The following is a 19,453-nucleotide window of genomic DNA, read 5'->3' on the forward strand; positions in this document are numbered from 1 at the left end:
TTGCCTGTTAGGCTATTTGACCGGGATCATGACCTCGTTGCGCCGCATACGGGCCGGAACACCTGGTGCATCGTAGAACGCGTATTCGGGTGTACCGGCTGCCTCGAGGCCCTGCTCTTCCATCCAGCGGCGCAGGAAGCCTTCCATCTTCTCGAGATCCTCCTGACGACCCCAGCCGTCAAACTTGACGCTCGCCATCTTGCGCGATGGGATTTCGATCAGCGTGATGTCCGATGGCGGTTCGGGGAGGGTCTCCATCGTATAGCTGTCGGGCATCACGAAACGCGTGTTCCAGCTGCCCGTATCTTCGCCCTCGCCAATCGTGACGGGAGAGGTCATGGCAATCTTCTCAGCCTGCTTGCGAATGACCGGTGTTGTCATGCCGATAGGCGCGCGGCCGTCTTCCTGCGCAAAGATGTAGGCGGCGAGGCGGCGAAATCCGGCATTCATGGCGCGGCGCCGATCACCGGTATGGGTAACCTCGGCTACGATCAACGGTTCGTATTCGCGCACTTCGAAAGCGCCCTGCTGGGTAATGAGCTCGAACGCGGGCTCATCGCTGTAGCGTCCTTGCGCATAAACCGCGGTCCCTGCGAGCAATGCCGCGCCCAGACCGATCGCAAGATACTTCGCTTTCACCATTACTGACTTCCTCTGCATGTCTCTATCTGACAGCAGTTACGCAGCCGCATCGTTCCCGGATGCATCGGCTCACTTGCGCGTCGGAGCGTGGAAATCGGGCGGCTTGTTCGCAATCCAGCGCAGGAACTTCGCGACCGCTTCCTTCTCGATCAGCGTCTCGCGATCCTCACCGATCCGCGCCAGTTCGGCATTGGTGAAGTTGGCGTGGATCGTCTTGTGACAGATCGGGTGCACGGGGACAGTGAAGCGCCCCTTTTTCGACTTGGGAATCGTGTGATGGTACTGGACCCGCGTGCCGACGGGCCGTTCGCAAAGCCAGCAGGTGGTGCGGCCCTCGCTCAGTCCTTCTTCTCCGACGCCTTCTTCTTTTTCATCGTGTCATGGAAGCGGTCGGCCCAGCCGGGTTTGACGAGCTGTTCGGCGCGCACCATGCGCAGCTCGCCCGGGGCGACATCGCGGCTGACCGCGCTGCCTGCAGCCACGATTGCATCGTCGCCGATCTTAACCGGCGCGATCAGTGCGCTGTTGCTACCGATGAAGGCACGCTCGCCGATCACGGTCTTGTACTTGAAGTAGCCGTCGTAATTGCAGGTGATGGTGCCTGCGCCGATGTTAGCGCCAGCGCCCACCGTCGCATCGCCGAGATACGTTAGGTGGTTGGCCTTGGCCCCCTCGCCCAGCACCGCCTTCTTCATTTCGACGAAATTGCCGACCTTGCTGCCCTTTTCCATAACCGCGCCGGGGCGCAGGCGGGCGTAGGGGCCGACTTCGCAGTCCTCGCCGACATGCGCGCCTTCGAGATGGCTGAAGGCGCGGATACGCGAACCGCTTTCAACCTTCACGCCCGGCGCGAAGACGACGTTCGGCTCGACAGTCACATCGGGTGCAAGCTCGGTGTCGTAGCTGAAGAACACCGTCTCGGGAGCCTTCAGGGTCACGCCGTTTTCCAGCGCCTCCTCGCGCTTCAGGTCCTGCCACTGGCGTTCTGCCGCGGCGAGCTCCTTGCGCGAATTGATACCGACGACCTCGTGTGGCCGGTCGGTGAGCACGGCGGCACAGATTCGGCCTTCCTTCACCGCCACGTTGACGATGTCGGGCAGGTAATACTCGCCCTGCGCATTGTCGTTGTCGACGCGGTCGAGCAGATCGAAGAGCACTTCGGAGCGTGCGGCCATAAGGCCCGAATTGCACAGACGGCAGGCACGCTCGGCCTCGTTCGCGTCTTTGAATTCGACCATCTTCTCGATGGTCATGTCCGAATGAGTTATCACGCGGCCATATTGCAATGCGTCTTCAGGTTCGAAACCCAGCACCACCACGGCGGGCGCATCGGGCGCGCGCAGGCGGGCGAGCATATCGTTCATAGTGTCGCTCTTGATGAAGGGCGCATCGCCCAGCAGCATCACGACATCGCCGTCGAACCCGGCGAGCGCTTCCTTCGCCTGTGCCACCGCATGGCCGGTGCCCAGCTGCGGCTCCTGCACCACGCATTCGGCACGTTCGCCCAACTGGCCAATGACCTGTTCGCGCTCGTCGCCCACGACCACGATCGTCCGGGCTGGAGCCAGACTTTCAACCGAGGCCATGAGGTGCTCGATGATCGGGCGGCCCGCGATATTGTGGAGGACCTTGTGTACCTGGCTCTTGAGGCGGGTACCCTTGCCGGCGGCGAGGATGACGGCGGCGAATTCGCGGTTCGTACTCATGGCAAAGGGCCATGCCACCAATCGCTTGCAGTTTGAAGAACCATACTGCACCGCAGGCGCAATGGCTGATTTTCCTTTCGACAGCGTCGGCTTCGACCTCGACGGCACATTGCTGGAGACGCATCGCGATCTCGGCACGGCAGTAAACTATGCGCTAGAACACGGCGGCTTCGCGCCCGTCCCAGTCGAAAGCGCGACCGACCTGATCGGCGGCGGCGCCAAGATCATGCTCAAGCGGGCCGTGGATGCGCAGGGCGGCCTGGAACACGAGGAATTCCGCCGCCTCTACAAGGTGATGCTGGGCTACTATTCGGAAAACAACGCGGTCCACACGCGCCCCTACCCGCATGCACTCGAAGTCCTCGACGAACTCGCGGGCCGCGGCGTTCGCGTTGCTGTCGTCACCAACAAGTTCGAAGGGTTTGCCCGCCAGATCCTGACCACGCTGGGCATGATCGAACGCTTCGAAGGGATTATCGGCGGCGACAGTCTCGGCAAGGATGCGGAGGGCAATTTCATCGCCAAGCCTGCGCCCGGCCCAGTTCTCAAGGCCCGCGAGGTCTGCGGCGGGGGATCGATCGCCTTCATCGGCGATAGCAGCTATGACGTGAAAGCCGCACGCGCGGCAGGCGTGCCCTTCGTCGCCGCCATGTACGGCTATTGCGACGGGACGGCGGAGGAACTGGCAGCCGACGCGGCGATTGATCTCGCTCGAAGGCCTCATTCCCGCCCTCGAACGCCTCTAGGAGCACGCACTGCCCCTACGGCATCGGGCATGCCCGCTCGCAGTATTGCAAGTGCGAAGGGAACGTGGCAGTCCGCTTCGCCAATTGACCTTTACGTAAACGATAAACACACAAGCAGGAGCCCCCCATGAGCATCGACTTCAAGGACAAGGTAGCCATCGTCACCGGCGCAGGCGGCGGTCTGGGCCGCGAATACGCGCTCGAGCTCGCACGCCGCGGCGCGAAGGTCGTCGTCAACGACCTCGGCGGCGCTCGCGACGGCACCGGCCATTCCGACATGGCCCTCCAGGTCGTCGAGGAAATCGAGAAGATGGGCGGCGAAGCAATGTCGAACGGCGGCAGCGTCACCGAATACGACCAGATGGAAAAAATGGTCGCCGACGCCAAGCAGAAGTGGGGCGGCGTGCACGTCCTCATCAACAACGCCGGTGTCCTTCGCGACAAGACCTTCGCCAAGATGAGCCCGGAAGACTTCGAGTTCGTCCTCAAGGTCCACCTGACCGGCTCGGCTTTCGTCACCAAGGCATGCTGGGAAACCTTCCGTGAGCAGGCATACGGCCGTATCCTCATGACCGCGTCGTCGACCGGCCTGTTCGGCAACTTCGGCCAGGCCAATTACGGCGCTGCCAAGCTCGGCCTCGCAGGACTCACCAAGACACTCCAGCTCGAAGGCGCGAAGTACAACATCAAGGTCAACACGCTCTCGCCCGTCGCGGGCACGCGCATGACCGAAGACCTCTTCCCCGAAGAAGCCTTCAAGCTGTTCGATCCGGTGAACGTGGTTCCGGCTGCGCTCTTCCTCGTCAGCGAAGATGCGCCCACCAATGCCATCGTCGGCGCAGGTGCAGGCGGCTATCACTCGGCATGGACCGTCATGAACGACGCCGTCTGGCTGCCCGATGGCGAGCGCACGGTCGAAGGCTTTGCTGCCAACTGGGACAAGATCAGCGAGTTCTCGAACCTCAAGGCCCCGCAGTCGGGCAGCGAGCAGTCGGGCGCGATCCTGACCGCGATGCAGAAGGTTACCGGAACCGGCCCGAGCAGCGCTCGCGGATAAATCCTTCCCCTTATTGCGAAAAGCCCCGCCCCATCGCATGATGGTGCGGGGTTTTTCTTTGGGGGTCTGCATGAATCTGGAAGCCAAGCTGCGCACGCTGCGCATCTCCTCGCTCGCCGTCACCGGTTTCGCGATCCTGCTGGTACTGGCCGGGCTCTCGCAGCTCGTCCTCGGCGGCGTTGCGGTGAAGGAGGAATACGAGCGGATCGAACGGCTCGAGGCCCTGGCACCGCCTCCCAGCCAGTATTACGGCTACCAGCAACAGCGCCGCCAGCTTCAGGCAGAATACAACCGTTCGGGCAGCGCATTCTTCATCGAGGGCCGGTTCCTGCCGGCCGGCGACGACCAGAAACCCGGCATTGTTTCGATCATCTCGCTGATCACGCTGATCCTCGCGGCCCTCGGCTTCGTCGTCTCCGCCATGATCTGGGTGTGGCGCGCGCACGCCAATATCCGCGAAGTGGGGATCCGGTCCAAATACGGACCCGGCTTTGCCGTGGCCTCCTACCTAATCCCCGTGGCCAATTTCATGCTGCCGTTCGAGGCGATGCGCGAGCTGCACAATCGCAGCCATGGCGAACCGGAAGATTTCGCGCACTCGGGGGTCGAGAATGTGACCGCCTGGTGGACGGCCGTGCTCGTCGGCCTGCTCATCTTCAGCGCGATGATCGTCAAGTTCGCACTCGATGCAGGCACCAACCTCATCCTGATGACGCCGCTATGGATGGAGTTCGCGCTGATGGCTTTCGCCATCCTCCTGCTGTTGACGGCGGCATACCTGTTTTCCTCGCTCACGCGGGCCATCACCGCTGCGCAGGAGGAAGTGCTTCCCGAGATCGATCCGGCAGAGATCGAGACAGAGATCCCCGAGAAGCCGCGGGTGAACATTATCGGGGCCTGATTGCGGAACCGTATTGACGTATTAATACACTAAGGGTATCCAGATCTCCATCTTCAATGGGGAGAGTTGGCATGTACAGCCAGGAAGACCTTAACTCGGCGGTCGCGGCAGGGGCGATAAGCTCCGATGCTGCAAATGCCCTGCGTGCGCATGTCGCAGCGCAGCGCGACGCCGTTCCCGCTGATGCGGAACATTTTCGACTGATCACCGGCTTCAACGACATTTTCGTCAGCATTGGCGCCGTCATCCTGCTTATGGCCATGGCCGCCATCGGCGATGCGATCTGGAGCAACAACGACGGGCCGTCGCCCGCCAGCGGCCTGTTGGTCGCCGGTACCGCCTGGCTTCTCGCCGAGTTCTTCACCGCGAAGCGCCGCATGGCGCTGCCCAGCATCATCCTGCTGCTCGGCTTCGTGGGTGGGGTTTTCTTCGGCCTGCTCGGCGTCTCGATCAACGTGGCCGGCGTGAATAACGGCCCGGGCAACGAGACCCTTGCCGTGCTGCTGGTTGCCCTGTCGGCGCTCGTCACCGCGGGCGCGGCCTGGTTCCACTGGCGCCGCTTCATGGTCCCGATCACGATCGCTGCTGGCACCGCAGCGATCGCCGGCACGGTTATCGCGCTGATCGTTGCTGCAGTAGGCACCAACAACCAGAACATGGAAACGATCGTGCTGAGCCTTGTCTTCGTGGCTGGCCTGACGATCTTCGGCTTCGCAATGCGCTGGGACATGAGCGATCCGCGCCGCGAGACCCGTCGGAGCGACGTTGCCTTCTGGCTCCACCTGCTGGCGGCACCGATGATCGCGCATCCGATCTTCGCGCTGCTCGGCGTGACGGACGGCGACAACATCGGCGCAGCCGCTGCGGTGGGCGTGCTGGCAGTCTACATCGTCTTCGGTGTGGTCGCCCTCGCAGTCGACCGTCGGGCGCTGCTGGTCTCCGCCCTCGCCTACGTGCTGATCGCGCTCACCTTCCTGTTCCGCGAGTTCGGCGCAGTGGAGCTCAACTTCGCATTGACCGCGCTGGTCATCGGATCCGCCCTGCTCACGCTGAGCGCGCTGTGGACCCCGATCCGCCGCGCCGTGGTCAAGGGTTTGCCGGGCGACATGCAGGCACGCCTTCCGGCAACTGCCTGATAGCTGATACTCCAGCGGAAAAGGGCTCGCACTTCGGTGCGGGCCCTTTTTTATGTTGGGATCAGTTGTCGATCGCCTTCAGGAGGCGGCGCTCGATGGGAGCGAGAACACCGGGGAGTTCATGGCCGCGCTTCAGGACTTGGCCATGCTCGCCGAACAGCGTCCACATGCCCTGCTTGCTGCGCAGCGAGGGGCGCTTCTCCAGCCGCGCTTGAGGGCGCTCGGCATGCCGCACGAATGCGGCGAAGGTCGCGGTGTCACGTGTGAAATCCATCGCATAGTCGCGCCACTGGCCGGCGGCGACCATTCGCCCGTAGACATCGAGGATGCGGGTCAGTTCTTCGCGAGTGAATCCGACCTGCTCTGGCCGGCGTCCGGGAAAGGCAACGACTGTCGGCGACCCAAGCGCCATCAGTCGCTGGTGCCGCTACGCTTGGCCGGCTCACCTGCAGAGCGCAACTCTGCAATCTCCTGCCGGAGAGCCTTCAACTCGGTCTCCAGCTTCTCGATGCAGTCGCGGCCCACCTCACGCGCTTCCTCGCACGGATCGTCGCACGGCGTGCCGTAGGGGACGAATTCCTTCATCCATTCCTCTGCCGGGACCAGCGTGCTGCGCGCCTTGAGGCCGATCATGGTCGCGCCCTCCGGCACGGCGTCGGTGACGACGGCATTGGCGCCGATCCGCGCGCGCTTGCCCACGGTAATCGGACCGATGACCTGAGCGCCCGAGCCGATGATCACATCGTCCTCGATAGTCGGATGGCGTTTACCGCCCTTGCCGTTGGTGGGGTTGGTTCCGCCCAGCGTCACGCACTGGTAGATGGTGACATTGTTGCCGATCTCGGCAGTCTCGCCGATCACGGTGAAACCGTGATCGATGAAGAAATTGCGACCGATCTTCGCACCGGGATGGATATCGATCCCGGTCAGCATGCGGCTCCAGTGATTGATCAGGCGGGCAAGGAAATAGAGTTCGGCCTCGAAAAGCCAGTGCGCGGCGCGGTGGTATGCCAGCGCCCAGACACCCGGATAGAGCAGTACTTCCCAGCGGCTGCGAGGCGCAGGATCGCGCGCCTTGATCGAGTCCAGATAGACGATCAGCCGTTCCAACATGGTCTCAATCCTTCCATTAACCCGCTGTCAAAGCAAGCGGGCTTGCTCCGGACCCTGCACGGCATCGAGTGCGTCGCGCCATATCGACATGGTGGCAGGCACCTTGCGTTCAAGGCTCAGGCGGTCGATTTCGGCCACGATCCGTTCGATCGCGGCATAGCTGCGTTCCATCCGCGGGACGAGATAGGCAGGCGCCCCCTCGCCCAGTGCCAGACCCCGCTGAGCAGCGTGGCTGAGCATGAGCTGCGCGGCCATTTCGTCGTCGGGCGGGCCGATCTCAAGCTGGAGCGCGGCGCCCATGCGGCTGCGTAGGTCGGGCAAGGTGATTTCCCAGCCCTTTGAGTCCACCGTGAGCAGGAGTGGATAGCCGTCCTCACGGGCACGGTTCCAGGCATGGAATATCTCGGTCTCGTCCTTCGTGTGGGCATCGTCGATCGCCCCACCGCCCGTGTGAGACGCGAACCAGCGGGCAAAGAGCGATTTTCCCGACCGTGCGGGCCCTGCAAGGATAGCTGTCCCGAAAGGCCAGTCCTGCGATGCGCCGAGCGCTTCGGCAACGGCGCGATTGCCCTCGCCGACGATGATGCTCTCGGGTCCTTTCGCCCCGGACTGGGTTAGAGGCAGCGCAATCTGGCTCATGCTGGACACCCTGCGCCCAAGCTCAGCGGCTGATCAAGAGCGCGGTGGCTCCCTGCTGCACGGTGAAGCCCTGGCCGCGAAGAGCCTCGGCCAATTCGCCGATCGAGCCAGTATAGCTGACCGTCATGACCGAAGTGCCGCCGATTGCGGTGCTTCGCACGCCCGTCGAGCGCACGCCAGGAGTGCCGCGGACAGAGGACAGGACGGCCCCGAAGCTTGCCGCATCGGGTGTCTGGAACTGGACGGTGTAGAGCGCGACCGAGCCTTCGGGCGGAGGCTGGTTGATCGGCGCTGCACTGATCGCGCCGCCGCTTGCATCGGTCGGCTGCGAAGCTGCCTGCGCGCGAGCCTCGTCCTGTTCGCGAAGGCGGCGGCCAAGCTCGACAAGTCGCGCGATCTCCGGATTGAGGTCGCCCGTCTTCACATTAAGCGTCGGATCGGGGCGGATCGTGCCGTCCGACAGCGCAACCTGGAAGATCGCGTCGAATTTGCGCACCGCCTCTTCGAGCATGGCGGGAAGCTGGTCCGGACTCTCGGCGGTAAGCGTGAAGCTTTCGAGGAATTCGTTGTCCGGGCCGTGCCGCGCGGTGAAGGTCCCCTCCACCGGTCCGCCGGGGTAGGTGTAGCGCAGGCGTGCGATGGGAACGAGCACATCGGCGGCACCGAAGGAATCGAGGATGCCGCGCCACCAGACGCGGCTGCGGCGGTTGGTCTGGCCGTACGTCAGCAGTAGCGATTCCCCGCCTGCGCCGCTTGGCCGCACGTAGTTCACGCTGCTCTGCCCGGCCTGGAACTCCGCCCAGGCGCGCTGCCACGGGTTGCGCTGCTCGTACATGAGTTCCGTCCCGCCGGAGAACGTCACCGGGAGGAGCAGCATTGGCGCACTGCGCCGCGTCAGCCCGTCATCGCCGAGATAGGCATTGGCCTTCTGGCGGTCGAAGATTACGCCGAGTGTTGCGATGTAGCGCTTCGGGCCGAGCCGCTCGCGCTGCACCACGATTGCCGAGACCATCCCCGCGATGCGCGATTCGGGGAGATCCGGCCCGTCGATCTTCTCCCAGGCCTTCACCTGGGCATCGCGCCAGGCTTCCTCGCGCGCTTCGATCCCGCTGGATGCGCTCACATCGACCTCGATATCGCTCACCTGGATATCGCGCGATGCGGCCACTGCCGCGATCCCGCGCTCGCCGCCGACCTGTGCCTGCGCGAGCCATCCGGCACCGCCTGCCAGCGCAATACCGGAAGCGATCAGGGCGATGCGGCCACGGGGAGAAAGGGAGGAAAATGTGCGCATGGGCTATGTTGCGGCGCCTTTTGCCCAATCGGTTCGGGAAATCCAAGCGCATTTGCTGGAAATTCGGGCCGAACTCGCGCAAAGGCGTGAGCCATGAGCAGCGATACGCCTTCCTACACCTACGAACAGGCCGGAGTCTCGATCGATGCGGGCAATGCGCTCGTGAAGGCGATCGGCCCGCTGGTGAAAGCAACCATGCGCCCCGGCGCCGACGGCGAGATCGGCGGCTTCGGCGGATTCTTCGATCCCAGGGCCGCCGGATACAAGGATCCGCTGCTGGTCGCGGGCAATGATGGTGTGGGCACGAAGCTCAAGCTGGCCATTGATACCGACCGGCATGACACCGTCGGTATCGATCTCGTCGCCATGTGCGTGAACGACCTGATCGTGCAGGGCGCAGAACCGCTCTTCTTCCTCGACTACTTCGCCACCGGCAAGCTCGAGAACGGCGTTGCCGAACGCGTGATCGCGGGCATTGCGGAAGGCTGCAAGCAGGCCGGATGCGCACTGATCGGCGGCGAAACCGCGGAAATGCCCGGCATGTATGCCAGCGGCGACTACGATCTTGCCGGCTTCTGTGTCGGAGCGGTCGAGCGCGGAGAACAGCTTACGGGCGAACGCGTTGCGCCCGGTCATGTCTTACTCGGCCTTGCAAGCTCGGGCGTCCATTCGAACGGTTTCTCTCTCGTGCGCCGCCTTGCAGAGGACAAGGATTGGAAGCTCGATCGCCCTGCCCTGTTCAACCAGGACAGGCTGCTGATCGAAACGCTGCTCGAGCCGACGCGAGATCTATGTGAAGACGCTCCTCCCGCTGGTGCGCGACGGGCTGATCGACGCGATGGCCCACATCACGGGTGGCGGCCTGCTCGAGAACATTCCGCGCGTTCTCCCGCAAGGCGCCCATGCCGAGGTCGATGCCGACGGCTGGCAGCAGCCTGGGTTGATGGCTTTCCTGCAGGCGCAGGGGAATATCGAGCCGGGCGAAATGGCGCGCACCTTCAACTGCGGCGTGGGCATGGTGCTCGCGGTCGAGCCGTCAAAGGTCGAGCTAGTCCGCAGCCGCCTCGAAGATGCAGGCGAGCAGGTTCTTGCCGTCGGCCACATCGTCGAAGGCGACAAGGGCTGCACGGTGCGCGGTTCGCAGGGGACCTGGTCCGCGCGCGAGGACTGGGAGGCCGTCCACCTTGGCTGAGAAGGCGAAGGTCGCGATCTTCATCTCCGGGCGCGGCAGCAACATGGCCGCGCTGCTCTATGCCTCGCTCCTGCCAGATGCCGCCTTCAAGGTCGTGCTTGTCGCCGCGAACGATCCTGAGGCCGAGGGGCTTGCCCTCGCCGAAGCCGAGGGTGTGAGCACCTTCGCGCTCTCCCACAAGGGCATGGCCCGCGCCGATCACGACGCAGCGATGGAGAAGGCCGCCCGCGATGCCGACGCCGACTACATCGTGCTCGCCGGCTACATGCGCATCCTCACCGATGAATTCGCCACGCGCTGGGAAGGTCGGATGCTCAACATCCACCCCTCGCTGCTGCCGAAATACCCCGGGCTCGACACCCACCAGCGGGCGATCGATGCGGGCGACAGCCATGGCGGCGTCTCGGTCCATCTCGTCACTCCCGAACTCGATGCGGGCGAGGTGCTCGGGCAGGTCAAGGTCGCCATCCGGCAAGGCGAAACCGCAGATAGCCTCGCCGAACGGGTCAGATTTGCGGAGCATCAGCTCTATCCGCGCGTTGTCAGTGAATATGTGGGCCGCGAGAACGATCCTGAATTTCTGCTCGGCAAAGTGCGCGAACTGGCGCTTGCCCTGCCGCAAAGCCACGAGCGCGAGAGCCACGGTTCGCCCGGCTGGCGTGCCGGAAGCGAGAAATCGGGCAAGTATTTCGCCTATTTCAACGACCAGCATCACGGCAGCGACCATGTCGCCGTCCTGGTCAAGACTGGCAGCATGGACGAGCTACTCGACCTCGTCGAAGCGCAGCCGCAGGCTTATTTCAAACCCGCCTATTACGGCGCGAGCGGTTGGATCGGCATGATCCTCAACAGGCCGGGCCTCGACTGGGACCATGTCGCCGACTGGCTGGAGCGCAGCTGGCGCAGCGTTGCGCCCAAGAGCGCGACCAGGCTGATGGATGCGGCGGACGAATTCTGATGGACCGGTTGACGCCATACATCTTCTTCATCGTGGCGATCCTCGCGATCGGCATGATCGCGCTGCAGGACGACGGTAGCTGGCAGACCGAGGAAGTCGACACGCTCGACGCGGTCCTCATTACCGGCGGCGTGCTGATAGGCGCACACCTGCTGCGCATGGTCGGCACGAAAATGTTCGAACGCTGGAAGGAGCGCGGCAAGTGACGCCGCCCCGTCCGCATCCCTTTGCCCGCTCGCGGATGGCCGAGCGCGTCGATCGTGCGGTCGAATATATGTGGGAGCGCGGCTGGGACGAAAAGCCGCCGCTTGAGCCGGACTACCTCTGGCAGATCGGCAGCCGCGGTTTCGATGCTGCCGACGAGATATCCATCAGGAGCGAGGAAGCGGTCGCCGACTTCCGCGAACGGCTCGAGATATTGTGCAAGGCGCTTCGTGAAGAGGCTGAACTTAATGCGCTGGGCCATGCGATGGCATACGGCCAGATCACCGGCGCGATCCGCAAGCGCCATGCGCTTGGCAGGATCTGGCGCGAGGAGCCGGAGCTCGCGAGCACACCGATTGCGCCGCCCATCCTTGTGGTCGGCCAGATGCGCAGCGGGACCACCCGTGTCCAGCGCCTGCTTGCAGCAGACCCGCAGCACAGCGGTACGCGTTTCTGCAACAGCCATGATCCAGTGCCCTCGAAGCCTGACCTCAGGCCGCTCAAGGGCCGCTTCGCGCTCGCGCTGGCGCGCCGGATCAACCCCTGGCTCGACACCATGCACCCCTTCGGCAGCCTGCGCACCGACGAGGAGATCGGCTGGCTCGCTGCGGCACTGTCGCCCGCGACATTCGAGGCGCAGTGGCGGATCGATACATTTGTGGCATTCAGCGAAGGCCGCGACCAGGCGCCGATCTACCGCGAGTTCGCGCGCATCCTGCGCACCGATGCTGCCAAGATGGGCGATGCCGGAAAGCCCCGCGTGCTCAAGTGCCCGCAATTCGCCGAGGATCTCGGTGCGCTGCTCGACCAATTTCCCGACGCCCGTCTCGTCGTATGCGAACGCGACCATGAGGAAGTGCTGGCAAGCAGCATATCCATGACCGCCAGCCAGATGGCATTCCAGTCCGACAATCATGACATCGAGTGGTTGCAGGAGGCCTGGTCTCGCAAGATCGCGATCCGGCAGGCAGCGATGGAGGCGGCCCTCGGAGAATTCGAAGGGCCGGTTGCCCACATCGCATTCTCGGCGCTCAACGCGAACTGGCGATCGGCGATTATGCAGGCATACCTCACGCTCGGCATACCGCTGCCCGACCAAAGCCTTGCAGCAATGACCGATGAGCGGGAAAAGTCGGCAAGCGATCCGCATGGCCGCCATGCCAGCCAGATCGCCAATTTCGGCTCCGCCGCAAGGGCTTAGAGCCGCCGCTTTCTACATCTGGTCGGCGCCTTGGCCCAGTAGCCGGGCGAGCTGCCGCGGTTCGCCATCGCAATAGGTCTGGAATTCGGCGATCCGGCCGGCCTCGACCCTCGCCCGCCACAACCGGTCCTTCGCGACAAGCGGGTCCCTGGCAGTGGTCTCCCCCTGCATCAGCACTTCGTCGCCGACGACGGAATAGCTGTCGACCTCGATATGGAATTCGGGTTCCAGCGTCATGAACAGCCGGGTCGCCTCGACGCAGCCGCTACGCCCCTCGATCCGGCCACCGGCACTGTCGATGAAGATGCAATCGGCCGTAAGGCACCTGGCCAGCGCGAGGTGATCGTGCGCGTTGAATGCCGCCATCAACTGGCGCGCTGCATCCTTTCGCTGATCCTTGAAGAGCATTCGCGAATCCCCCGCTCGGGCGCATTTTGCCGCAGGTTGGGGGCGGAATCCAGTATCAGGCGTATCGCGCGGCGAACCGGGGCACGGTCATGTTGCCGTTCGCGCGGGTGACTTCGATTGCCGAGATCATGTCATCGTCAAAACCGACGCGCCAAAACGTGTCGCCAGCTATTTCGCGTACGCTTGTATCAAGGCGGCCGCGCAGGAGCACTTCCCCGTCACTGTAGTCGGCCGATTCGATGACGATTTCAGGCCAGTCCGAGCTCTTCCGGAAGCGTTCGACCGTATCGATCATGCGATCGAGACCCTTGATCGTGTCGCCGCTCACGTCAGAAAACACAACGTCTTCAGACACATATTCGGCAGTGCGTCGATATTGCCTGCGATTGAGCGAGATCCACGAAAGCACGAACCGCGTTTTCGCGAGTGCGCCGTTCGCGCAGGTGAGGGAACAATGCCGAAAGCATGACGGGCGCAGCCTAGCCCAGGATGCGCCCGTCACCTAACTTGTTTACTTTTCACACTTTTCGAGCGCGAAAGAGTAATTTTAAGTCGTTCAGCCGACGATTTCGCTCTCGTCGAAGAAGAAATCGATCTCGATTTTTGCGTTCTCTTCGCTGTCCGAACCGTGGACCGAGTTTGCTTCGATCGATTCGGCATAGGTCTTGCGGATGGTGCCTTCTTCGGCGTCGGCCGGATTGGTGGCGCCCATCACGTCGCGGTTGCGCTTCACTGCGTCTTCGCCTTCGAGGACCTGAACGACGACCGGACCCGAGGTCATGAATTCAACGAGGTCACCGAAGAAGGGGCGTTCCTTGTGGACCGCATAGAAGCCTTCGGCCTGTTCGCGGGTCATCTTGATGCGCTTCGAAGCCACGACACGCAGGCCGGCTTCCTCAAGCATCTTGGTGACGCCGCCGGTCAGGTTGCGGCGGGTGGCATCGGGCTTGATGATCGAAAAGGTGCGGGTGACCGCCATGATGTGTGTTCCTTGCGAATTTCGAATGTTTATCGGGGGGAGAGAGTTCTCGCGCGCGCCCCTAGCGCCAAGGGGGCGAAGGGGCAAGAATTAGTCGGATCCGCGCGCGACGCTGATCTGCCCCTCGGTCCGCCCGTCGACGCGGGTTACCTGCAGTGCGAAACTGGATTTGCGATCGCGGTTCTCACCGCCCAGCGTGGTGGTTTCGCCGCCCGACACCTCGATCTCGGGTTCGACACCCGCTTCTACCGCCTGCTTGCGATAGAATTCGACCACGTCGGCGCGCACGTCGGGCGTGGTGAACTCGACCGTCACAAAAGCGCCGTCGCCCTGTTCGACCCGCGTCGTGTTGGTGATTTCAGCTCCCGGGTAGGCTGTGAACGGCTCCGGCCAGCGAACCGGCACGTTCTCGCCCGCCCGCATGGTGGTGGTCACGCCTGCCGCATCGGTGTGCGTTGCGCGGACCTCGCCGCTTTCGGGATCGATCGTGTAGGAGCCGAGAGCTTCGGTCTCCGCTGCCTCGGCAACATCTTCTCCAGCATCGGTGTCGCTAGCTCCGCAAGCAGAGACAAGGAGGGCGCAGCAGAGGAGAATGGGAGAACAGGATCTCATGCCCAATCGACGGGCGAGATTGCGGCAGGTTCCTGAAAATTCAGCGGCCTTCGCGCCAACTGCCCTCGGGCGTCTGCTTGAAGATACGATTTTCTATGTCCTCGCGCGCAGAGAGCGTGCGCCACAGGTCGCGGGCAGCCTCGGTTGCTTCGGCATCGAACAGCAGCATCGCGCGATCGAACGCGCACGCCTCGTCGCGCCACTGACCGTCGGCAAGGATGACCATCCTCGCCTCGTTCGGAGCCTCGCAACCATCCGAAATCAGGATCGGCTGGCGCGCCGCGTGGGGTGCATCGGCGAGACCGTTGGCAAGGAAGCTGCCCCCGCCCTGCTGCCAGAGCGCATTGCCCAGCCGGGTACGCAGCCCTTCGTCCGCCGCAACCACCAGCAGCCGCTCACCCGCCTGCATCACCTTGCGGGCAAGCTTGACCACTGTGACATCCACCGGATCGCGGCTCAGCTGGTAGAAATCGACGAGGATGAAGTGACCCCTTTTCCTGACTTCAGCTCTGTTCTTCGCCTGCCGGCTTATTGCGCCGGCATCGCTCGGAACAATAGCGTACGTTGTCCCAGTCGCGCGCCCATTTCTTTCGCCAGGCGAAGCTGAGGCCGCAAGTCGCGCAGATCTTCGTGGGAAGGTCTGCCTTGCGCCTCATCTTCGCCATGAGCGCAGTCTCCGATCAGCTTTCGACCGTATCGGCAATGAGACGATCGATGAGGCGCACGCCGTAGCCCGTAGCGCCCTTGCCCCATGTCCGGCCCGGCTTGTCCGACCAGGCCATGCCGGCAATGTCGATATGCGCCCAGGGCGTATCGTCGGCAATAAAGCGCTGGAGGAACTGAGCGGCGGTGATCGAGCCTGCGCCCTTGCCGCCGATGTTCTTCATGTCGGCGATCGGGCTGTCGATCAGCTTGTCGTAGGCCTTGCCCAGCGGCATGCGCCAGACCTTGTCGCCCACGGCCTCACCCGCCTCGGAAAGGTCCTTGGACAGCTCGTCATCGTTCGAGAAGAGCCCTGCGTATTCGTGGCCGAGCGAGATGATGATCGCGCCGGTGAGGGTGGCGAAGTCGACGATGCGCGAGGGCTGGTATTCTTCCTGCGTCCAGTGCAGCGCATCGGCCAGAACCAGGCGACCTTCGGCATCCGTGTTGAGGATTTCGATGGTCTGGCCGTTCATCGATTTGACCACGTCACCCGGACGCTGGGCATTGCCGTCGGGCATGTTCTCGACGAGACCCATGACGCCGACCACATTGGCCTTCGCCTTGCGCTTAACGAGCGCGAGCATGCCGCCGGCAACCGCACCGGCGCCGCCCATGTCCCACTTCATGTCTTCCATGCCCGGCCCCGGCTTGATCGAGATGCCGCCGGTGTCGAAGGTCACGCCCTTGCCGACGAAGGCCACGGGAGCCTCGCTGCCGCCACCATTCCAGCTAATGGCCAGGATGCGCGATTCGCGTACCGAACCCTGGCCGACGCCGAGGAGCGAGCCCATGCCGAGCTCTTCCATCTGCGCCTCGTCGAGAACGACCAGCTCCGCACCGGTGCCCTCGAAGCGTTCCTTGCAGCGTTCAACAAAGCTTTCGGGATAGATAATGTTCGCAGGCTCGGTCACGAGCTCACGGGTGAACTCCACACCCTCGGCCAGCGCGAGGTGATCCTGCCATGCGGCCTCGGTTCCCTCAGGCGCTCCGATTACGGTGACGCCTTCGAGCGTGATCTTCTGCTCGTCCTTCAGCTTGGTGCGATAGACATCGTAGCGCCAGTTGCGCAGGCGCAGGCCGAGCAGCACATGCGCCGCCTCGTTCGCGTCCAGCGAGCTGTCGGTGAGGTCGAGGACCAGCTCCTTGTCGCCGGTCGACTGGTACTTGCCTGCCAGCGCAGCGCCCGCTTTCTCGAGATTTGCGAGGCGGCCCTCTTCATTGCGGTCTCCCGCACCAGCCAGCGCGAGGCGAGCAACGCCATCGCCGGTTTCAGCAAAACCGTCGAAGGTCTGGCCTGCATTGCCCTTGAAACGTGCCGCCTCGGCACCTGCCCGCATTGCGGCATTCAGGGAATCAGGAAGCTTGCCCTTGTCGACCACATGCGCAATGAGGCGCGCGCCTTGCGGACGGGACTGGCTGAACTGGATGTGCATGGAATCTCCCAAGATATATTCTGGACGGGAAGCCGACCGTGCCGCCGGTCCCCGAGGAAACGCGATTGCGATTAGGCGTGGCCGGTGCGATAGGCAAGCCATGGTCCCGGCCCCCGCCAATAGAAACATAACCGTGTCGCACCTGCTGGGATCCGGCATGGCGGCGCTCGTGCTCGCCAGCGCTTCGCCCGCTTTTGCGCAGGAAGGCGCAGCCACCGGTGCAGGCACGGTGGAAGAACCGGAAGGCGAGAGCCCAAGCGACCTTCCCGCCCCGCAAGACCCGGTCATCGTGGCGAGCGAGGATGATACCCAGATCCCTCCGCCCGAATTCAACGCCGAGGGCGAACGCCAGATCGCCTTCGAAGCCGATATCCTGAGCTACGACAGCGATGCCGACATCACTACCGCCGAAGGCGATGTGCTGCTGCGTTCGGGCGACCGTTCGCTGCGCGCCGACAGCGTCAGCTGGAGCCAGCGTACCGGCGTGATCGTTGCGAGCGGGAATGTCCGCTTCGTCGATGAGAACGGCAACCAGCTCTACACCGAACGCGTCGAGCTGACCGACCAGTTCGAGGCGGGTGCGATGGAAGACCTGCTGCTCGCGCTGCGTGCCGGCGGCAGGCTCGCGGCCAATCGCGGTGTGCGCGAGAACGACGGATCGATCACGCTCGAAGAAGCGGCCTACAGCGCCTGCGCGGTGACCGATCCTGAAGGCTGCGACAAGGAGCCAAGCTGGCGGATCACGGCCGAGCGTGTGATCTACGATCCCGAAGACGAGCGCGTGCGGTTCCGCGGCGCCTATCTCGAGCTTTTCGGAGCGCGGCTGCTGCCGCTACCCGGCCTCTCGATCCGTACGGACGGTGGCGCCGTGTCGGGCTTCCTCGTGCCAGACCTGCGTATTTCGGAAAGCAACGGCGTCGAAGTTTCGGGCAGTTACTACCTGCGCTTCGCAGACAACCAGGACCTCACCGTTTCCGGTTACGTTTTCTCCGAGGCGCCGCCCATGGTCTCCGCCCAGTGGCGGCACCTGACCGATAAGGGCGCCTACCAGATCACCGGCTATGCGACGCACAGCCGCCGCTTCACCGATGCGAGCCGCACCGATACCTTCGATAGCGAACCGCGCGGCTACCTTTTCGCGAACGGCAAGTTCCAGTTCTCCCCCGAATGGAGCCTGACCGGGTCGATACGCCTCGCCAGCGACCGCACCTTCCTGCGCCGCTACGACATAAGCCGCGACGACCGCTTGCGCTCGATGATCGACCTCGAGCGGATAGACACCGATTCCTATTTCTCGCTGGCCGGCTGGGCGACGCAGACGTTGAGGCTTGGCCAAGACCAGGACAATGTCCCGGTCGCGCTACCCGTCCTCGATTTCCGCCAGCGGCTCTCCGATCCGGTCGCGGGCGGCAATCTCGAGCTTCAATTCAACACTCTCGCCATCACACGCAAGGAAGGGCAGGAAACCGAGCGCGCCTTCGCCAAGGCGCAATGGGACCTGAAGCAGATCACCGGTCTCGGGCAGGTGGTGACCTTCACCGGCCTACTGCGCGGCGACGTCTACCATTCGGACGGCAACCAGTTCACCCAGACCGCCTCCTATCGCGGCAATCCGGGCTGGGAAACGCGCGGCGTCGCCTTGGGCGCAGTCGATGTCGAATGGCCTTTCGTGGGCGAGCTTTTCGGCGGCGAGCAGGTCTTCACACCACGCGTGCAGCTGGTGGTGACGCCCGACATCAAGAACCTCGCGATCCCCAACGAGGATGCACGCGCGATCGACCTGGAGGATAGCAACCTCTTCGCGCTCAACCGCTTCCCCGGCTACGACCGGGTCGAAGACGGCGCGCGCGTCACCTATGGTTTCGACTGGAAACTCCGTCGTCCGGGCTGGGAATTGCTCACGACGCTCGGTCAGTCCTACCGTCTCGATTCAGATCGCGACATCTTCCCCGACGGCACGGGCCTTTCCGAAAAGGTGAGCGACTTCGTAGGCCGTACTCAGCTGCGTTACCGAGACTTCCTCAAGTTCACGCACCGCTACCGGCTCGACAAGGACAATTTCGCCGTCCGCCGTAACGAGATCGATGCGACGATCGGCTCGAGCCGGACCTACGCCGAGATCGGCTACCTGCGCCTGAACCGCGACATCACCACGGTGGAAGACTTGCAGGACCGCGAGGAATTGCGTGCCGCGGTACGCGTGGCTTTCGCCGACTACTGGTCGGCCTTCGGTTCGGGCGTCTTCAACCTGACCGACCGCGAAGAAGACCCGACGCTCACCAGCGACGGCTTCCAGCCTATCCGCACGCGCCTCGGCATTGCCTACCAGGACGACTGCCTTGAGATGGGCGCGACCTGGCGGCGCGATTACGTGTCTGCGGGCGATGCGCAGCGCGGCGACACCTTCCAGCTCTACTTCAGCCTGAAAAATCTGGGGTTCCGCTAGGTTGGAGCGGGCGCTGCGTGTTGGCAGCGCTGGCCAAACACGCTATCCGCGCCCTCGGTTATCAGCAACGGTTAAGCCGGG

22 protein-coding genes and 1 pseudogene are annotated in these 19,453 nt (G+C 63.6%); 9 read left to right on the forward strand and 14 right to left on the reverse strand.

Going from position 1 to position 19,453, the window contains the following annotated elements:
* Positions 1-12 precede the first annotated feature (12 nt).
* The 3 genes from ACZ1G8_RS02070 to glmU all read right to left on the reverse strand — a co-directional run bounded on the left by ACZ1G8_RS02070 (position 13) and on the right by glmU (position 2,348).
* Positions 13-642, reverse strand: coding sequence for an SOUL family heme-binding protein (locus tag ACZ1G8_RS02070; protein ID WP_472680182.1), 630 nt, complete (start codon positions 640-642; stop codon positions 13-15).
* A gap of 69 nt (positions 643-711) precedes the next feature.
* A complete protein-coding gene (locus ACZ1G8_RS02075) occupies positions 712-984 on the reverse strand; it encodes an HNH endonuclease (RefSeq protein WP_472681154.1) in 273 nt (90 codons plus the stop codon).
* Positions 981-2,348, reverse strand: a complete 1,368-nt coding sequence (gene glmU, locus ACZ1G8_RS02080; RefSeq protein ID WP_472680183.1) for a bifunctional UDP-N-acetylglucosamine diphosphorylase/glucosamine-1-phosphate N-acetyltransferase GlmU — start codon at positions 2,346-2,348, stop codon at positions 981-983. The genes ACZ1G8_RS02075 and glmU overlap by 4 nt, the downstream gene beginning before the upstream one ends.
* A 61-nt stretch (positions 2,349-2,409) precedes the next feature.
* Between glmU and ACZ1G8_RS02085 the strand changes: the two genes are divergently transcribed.
* The 4 genes from ACZ1G8_RS02085 (at position 2,410) to ACZ1G8_RS02100 (ending at position 6,188) form a co-directional block, all read left to right on the forward strand.
* A complete protein-coding gene (locus tag ACZ1G8_RS02085; protein ID WP_472680184.1) occupies positions 2,410-3,225 on the forward strand; it encodes an HAD family hydrolase in 816 nt (271 codons plus the stop codon).
* Positions 3,222-4,151 carry an SDR family NAD(P)-dependent oxidoreductase gene (locus ACZ1G8_RS02090; RefSeq protein WP_221427988.1) on the forward strand — a complete coding sequence of 310 codons (930 nt, stop codon included), beginning with the start codon at positions 3,222-3,224 and terminating at the stop codon, positions 4,149-4,151. The genes ACZ1G8_RS02085 and ACZ1G8_RS02090 overlap by 4 nt, the downstream gene beginning before the upstream one ends.
* A gap of 70 nt (positions 4,152-4,221) precedes the next feature.
* Positions 4,222-5,052, forward strand: coding sequence for a DUF4328 domain-containing protein (locus ACZ1G8_RS02095; RefSeq protein ID WP_472680185.1), 831 nt, complete (start codon positions 4,222-4,224; stop codon positions 5,050-5,052).
* 71 nt (positions 5,053-5,123) lie between these two features.
* Positions 5,124-6,188 carry a hypothetical protein gene (locus ACZ1G8_RS02100; RefSeq protein WP_472680186.1) on the forward strand — a complete coding sequence of 355 codons (1,065 nt, stop codon included), beginning with the start codon at positions 5,124-5,126 and terminating at the stop codon, positions 6,186-6,188.
* A 61-nt stretch (positions 6,189-6,249) separates the two neighbouring features.
* On the opposite strand, the gene ACZ1G8_RS02105 is transcribed toward ACZ1G8_RS02100, so the two are convergent.
* Genes ACZ1G8_RS02105 through ACZ1G8_RS02120 form a run of 4 tightly spaced genes read right to left on the reverse strand, consistent with a single transcriptional unit; the run spans position 6,250 to position 9,234 of the window.
* A complete protein-coding gene (locus ACZ1G8_RS02105; protein ID WP_472680187.1) occupies positions 6,250-6,600 on the reverse strand; it encodes a DUF2794 domain-containing protein in 351 nt (116 codons plus the stop codon).
* The gene (epsC, locus tag ACZ1G8_RS02110; RefSeq protein ID WP_472680188.1) at positions 6,600-7,301 is read right to left on the reverse strand and encodes a serine O-acetyltransferase EpsC; all 702 of its coding nucleotides are present in this window, start codon (positions 7,299-7,301) and stop codon (positions 6,600-6,602) included. The genes ACZ1G8_RS02105 and epsC overlap by 1 nt, the downstream gene beginning before the upstream one ends.
* A gap of 27 nt (positions 7,302-7,328) precedes the next feature.
* The gene (locus tag ACZ1G8_RS02115) at positions 7,329-7,940 is read right to left on the reverse strand and encodes an HdaA/DnaA family protein (RefSeq protein WP_472680189.1); all 612 of its coding nucleotides are present in this window, start codon (positions 7,938-7,940) and stop codon (positions 7,329-7,331) included.
* A 22-nt stretch (positions 7,941-7,962) separates the two neighbouring features.
* Positions 7,963-9,234, reverse strand: coding sequence for a heavy-metal-associated domain-containing protein (locus ACZ1G8_RS02120; protein ID WP_472680190.1), 1,272 nt, complete (start codon positions 9,232-9,234; stop codon positions 7,963-7,965).
* A 93-nt stretch (positions 9,235-9,327) separates the two neighbouring features.
* Between ACZ1G8_RS02120 and purM the strand changes: the two are divergent.
* From purM to ACZ1G8_RS02140, 4 genes and pseudogenes are all read left to right on the forward strand, one after another.
* Positions 9,328-10,426 (forward strand): annotated as a pseudogene (purM, locus tag ACZ1G8_RS02125) (phosphoribosylformylglycinamidine cyclo-ligase).
* A complete protein-coding gene (purN, locus tag ACZ1G8_RS02130) occupies positions 10,419-11,384 on the forward strand; it encodes a phosphoribosylglycinamide formyltransferase (RefSeq protein WP_472680191.1) in 966 nt (321 codons plus the stop codon). Before purM ends, purN begins: the two are co-directional and overlap by 8 nt.
* Complete coding sequence (locus ACZ1G8_RS02135; RefSeq protein WP_472680192.1) at positions 11,384-11,590, forward strand: hypothetical protein; 207 nt, start codon at positions 11,384-11,386, stop codon at positions 11,588-11,590. Before purN ends, ACZ1G8_RS02135 begins: the two co-directional genes overlap by 1 nt.
* Positions 11,587-12,789, forward strand: coding sequence for a sulfotransferase (locus tag ACZ1G8_RS02140; RefSeq protein WP_472680193.1), 1,203 nt, complete (start codon positions 11,587-11,589; stop codon positions 12,787-12,789). The genes ACZ1G8_RS02135 and ACZ1G8_RS02140 overlap by 4 nt, the downstream gene beginning before the upstream one ends.
* A 12-nt stretch (positions 12,790-12,801) precedes the next feature.
* On the opposite strand, the gene ACZ1G8_RS02145 is transcribed toward ACZ1G8_RS02140, so the two are convergent.
* The 7 genes from ACZ1G8_RS02145 to ACZ1G8_RS02175 form a co-directional block, all read right to left on the reverse strand.
* Positions 12,802-13,197: a nuclear transport factor 2 family protein gene (locus ACZ1G8_RS02145; protein ID WP_472680194.1), complete on the reverse strand. Its 396-nt coding sequence runs from the start codon at positions 13,195-13,197 to the stop codon at positions 12,802-12,804.
* A 55-nt stretch (positions 13,198-13,252) separates the two neighbouring features.
* Positions 13,253-13,606, reverse strand: coding sequence for a hypothetical protein (locus ACZ1G8_RS02150; protein WP_472680195.1), 354 nt, complete (start codon positions 13,604-13,606; stop codon positions 13,253-13,255).
* 147 nt (positions 13,607-13,753) lie between these two features.
* Positions 13,754-14,176 (reverse strand): nucleoside-diphosphate kinase, encoded by a 423-nt coding sequence (gene ndk, locus ACZ1G8_RS02155; protein ID WP_221427975.1) that lies wholly within the window; start codon positions 14,174-14,176, stop codon positions 13,754-13,756.
* Positions 14,177-14,266: 90 nt separating this feature from the next.
* On the reverse strand, positions 14,267-14,788 hold the full coding sequence (locus ACZ1G8_RS02160; RefSeq protein ID WP_472680196.1) for a hypothetical protein: 522 nt from the start codon (positions 14,786-14,788) through the stop codon (positions 14,267-14,269).
* Positions 14,789-14,828: 40 nt separating this feature from the next.
* The gene (locus ACZ1G8_RS02165; protein WP_472680197.1) at positions 14,829-15,221 is read right to left on the reverse strand and encodes a DNA polymerase III subunit chi; all 393 of its coding nucleotides are present in this window, start codon (positions 15,219-15,221) and stop codon (positions 14,829-14,831) included.
* Between the two features lie 70 nt (positions 15,222-15,291).
* Positions 15,292-15,453, reverse strand: coding sequence for a DUF2256 domain-containing protein (locus ACZ1G8_RS02170; protein WP_221554168.1), 162 nt, complete (start codon positions 15,451-15,453; stop codon positions 15,292-15,294).
* 15 nt (positions 15,454-15,468) lie between these two features.
* Complete coding sequence (locus ACZ1G8_RS02175; RefSeq protein ID WP_472680198.1) at positions 15,469-16,926, reverse strand: leucyl aminopeptidase; 1,458 nt, start codon at positions 16,924-16,926, stop codon at positions 15,469-15,471.
* Positions 16,927-17,026: 100 nt separating this feature from the next.
* Between ACZ1G8_RS02175 and ACZ1G8_RS02180 the strand changes: the two genes are divergently transcribed.
* Positions 17,027-19,372 carry an LPS-assembly protein LptD gene (locus ACZ1G8_RS02180; protein WP_472680199.1) on the forward strand — a complete coding sequence of 782 codons (2,346 nt, stop codon included), beginning with the start codon at positions 17,027-17,029 and terminating at the stop codon, positions 19,370-19,372.
* Positions 19,373-19,453: the final 81 nt, after the last annotated feature.

It is taken from the genome of Qipengyuania sp. BR81-2 (assembly GCF_055693895.1).

Coding starts and splice junctions, on each gene's coding strand:
- ndk (WP_221427975.1), bottom strand. CDS start 14,176: ATGGCGGTCACCCGCACCTTTTCGATCATCAAGCCCGATGCCACCCGC.
- epsC (WP_472680188.1), bottom strand. CDS start 7,301: ATGTTGGAACGGCTGATCGTCTATCTGGACTCGATCAAGGCGCGCGAT.
- glmU (WP_472680183.1), bottom strand. CDS start 2,348: ATGAGTACGAACCGCGAATTCGCCGCCGTCATCCTCGCCGCCGGCAAG.
- ACZ1G8_RS02145 (WP_472680194.1), bottom strand. CDS start 13,197: ATGCTCTTCAAGGATCAGCGAAAGGATGCAGCGCGCCAGTTGATGGCG.
- ACZ1G8_RS02175 (WP_472680198.1), bottom strand. CDS start 16,926: ATGCACATCCAGTTCAGCCAGTCCCGTCCGCAAGGCGCGCGCCTCATT.
- ACZ1G8_RS02115 (WP_472680189.1), bottom strand. CDS start 7,940: ATGAGCCAGATTGCGCTGCCTCTAACCCAGTCCGGGGCGAAAGGACCC.
- ACZ1G8_RS02170 (WP_221554168.1), bottom strand. CDS start 15,453: ATGGCGAAGATGAGGCGCAAGGCAGACCTTCCCACGAAGATCTGCGCG.
- ACZ1G8_RS02160 (WP_472680196.1), bottom strand. CDS start 14,788: ATGAGATCCTGTTCTCCCATTCTCCTCTGCTGCGCCCTCCTTGTCTCT.
- ACZ1G8_RS02085 (WP_472680184.1), top strand. CDS start 2,410: ATGGCTGATTTTCCTTTCGACAGCGTCGGCTTCGACCTCGACGGCACA.
- ACZ1G8_RS02070 (WP_472680182.1), bottom strand. CDS start 642: ATGGTGAAAGCGAAGTATCTTGCGATCGGTCTGGGCGCGGCATTGCTC.
- ACZ1G8_RS02100 (WP_472680186.1), top strand. CDS start 5,124: ATGTACAGCCAGGAAGACCTTAACTCGGCGGTCGCGGCAGGGGCGATA.
- ACZ1G8_RS02180 (WP_472680199.1), top strand. CDS start 17,027: ATGGTCCCGGCCCCCGCCAATAGAAACATAACCGTGTCGCACCTGCTG.
- ACZ1G8_RS02090 (WP_221427988.1), top strand. CDS start 3,222: ATGAGCATCGACTTCAAGGACAAGGTAGCCATCGTCACCGGCGCAGGC.
- ACZ1G8_RS02135 (WP_472680192.1), top strand. CDS start 11,384: ATGGACCGGTTGACGCCATACATCTTCTTCATCGTGGCGATCCTCGCG.
- ACZ1G8_RS02105 (WP_472680187.1), bottom strand. CDS start 6,600: ATGGCGCTTGGGTCGCCGACAGTCGTTGCCTTTCCCGGACGCCGGCCA.
- ACZ1G8_RS02120 (WP_472680190.1), bottom strand. CDS start 9,234: ATGCGCACATTTTCCTCCCTTTCTCCCCGTGGCCGCATCGCCCTGATC.
- ACZ1G8_RS02095 (WP_472680185.1), top strand. CDS start 4,222: ATGAATCTGGAAGCCAAGCTGCGCACGCTGCGCATCTCCTCGCTCGCC.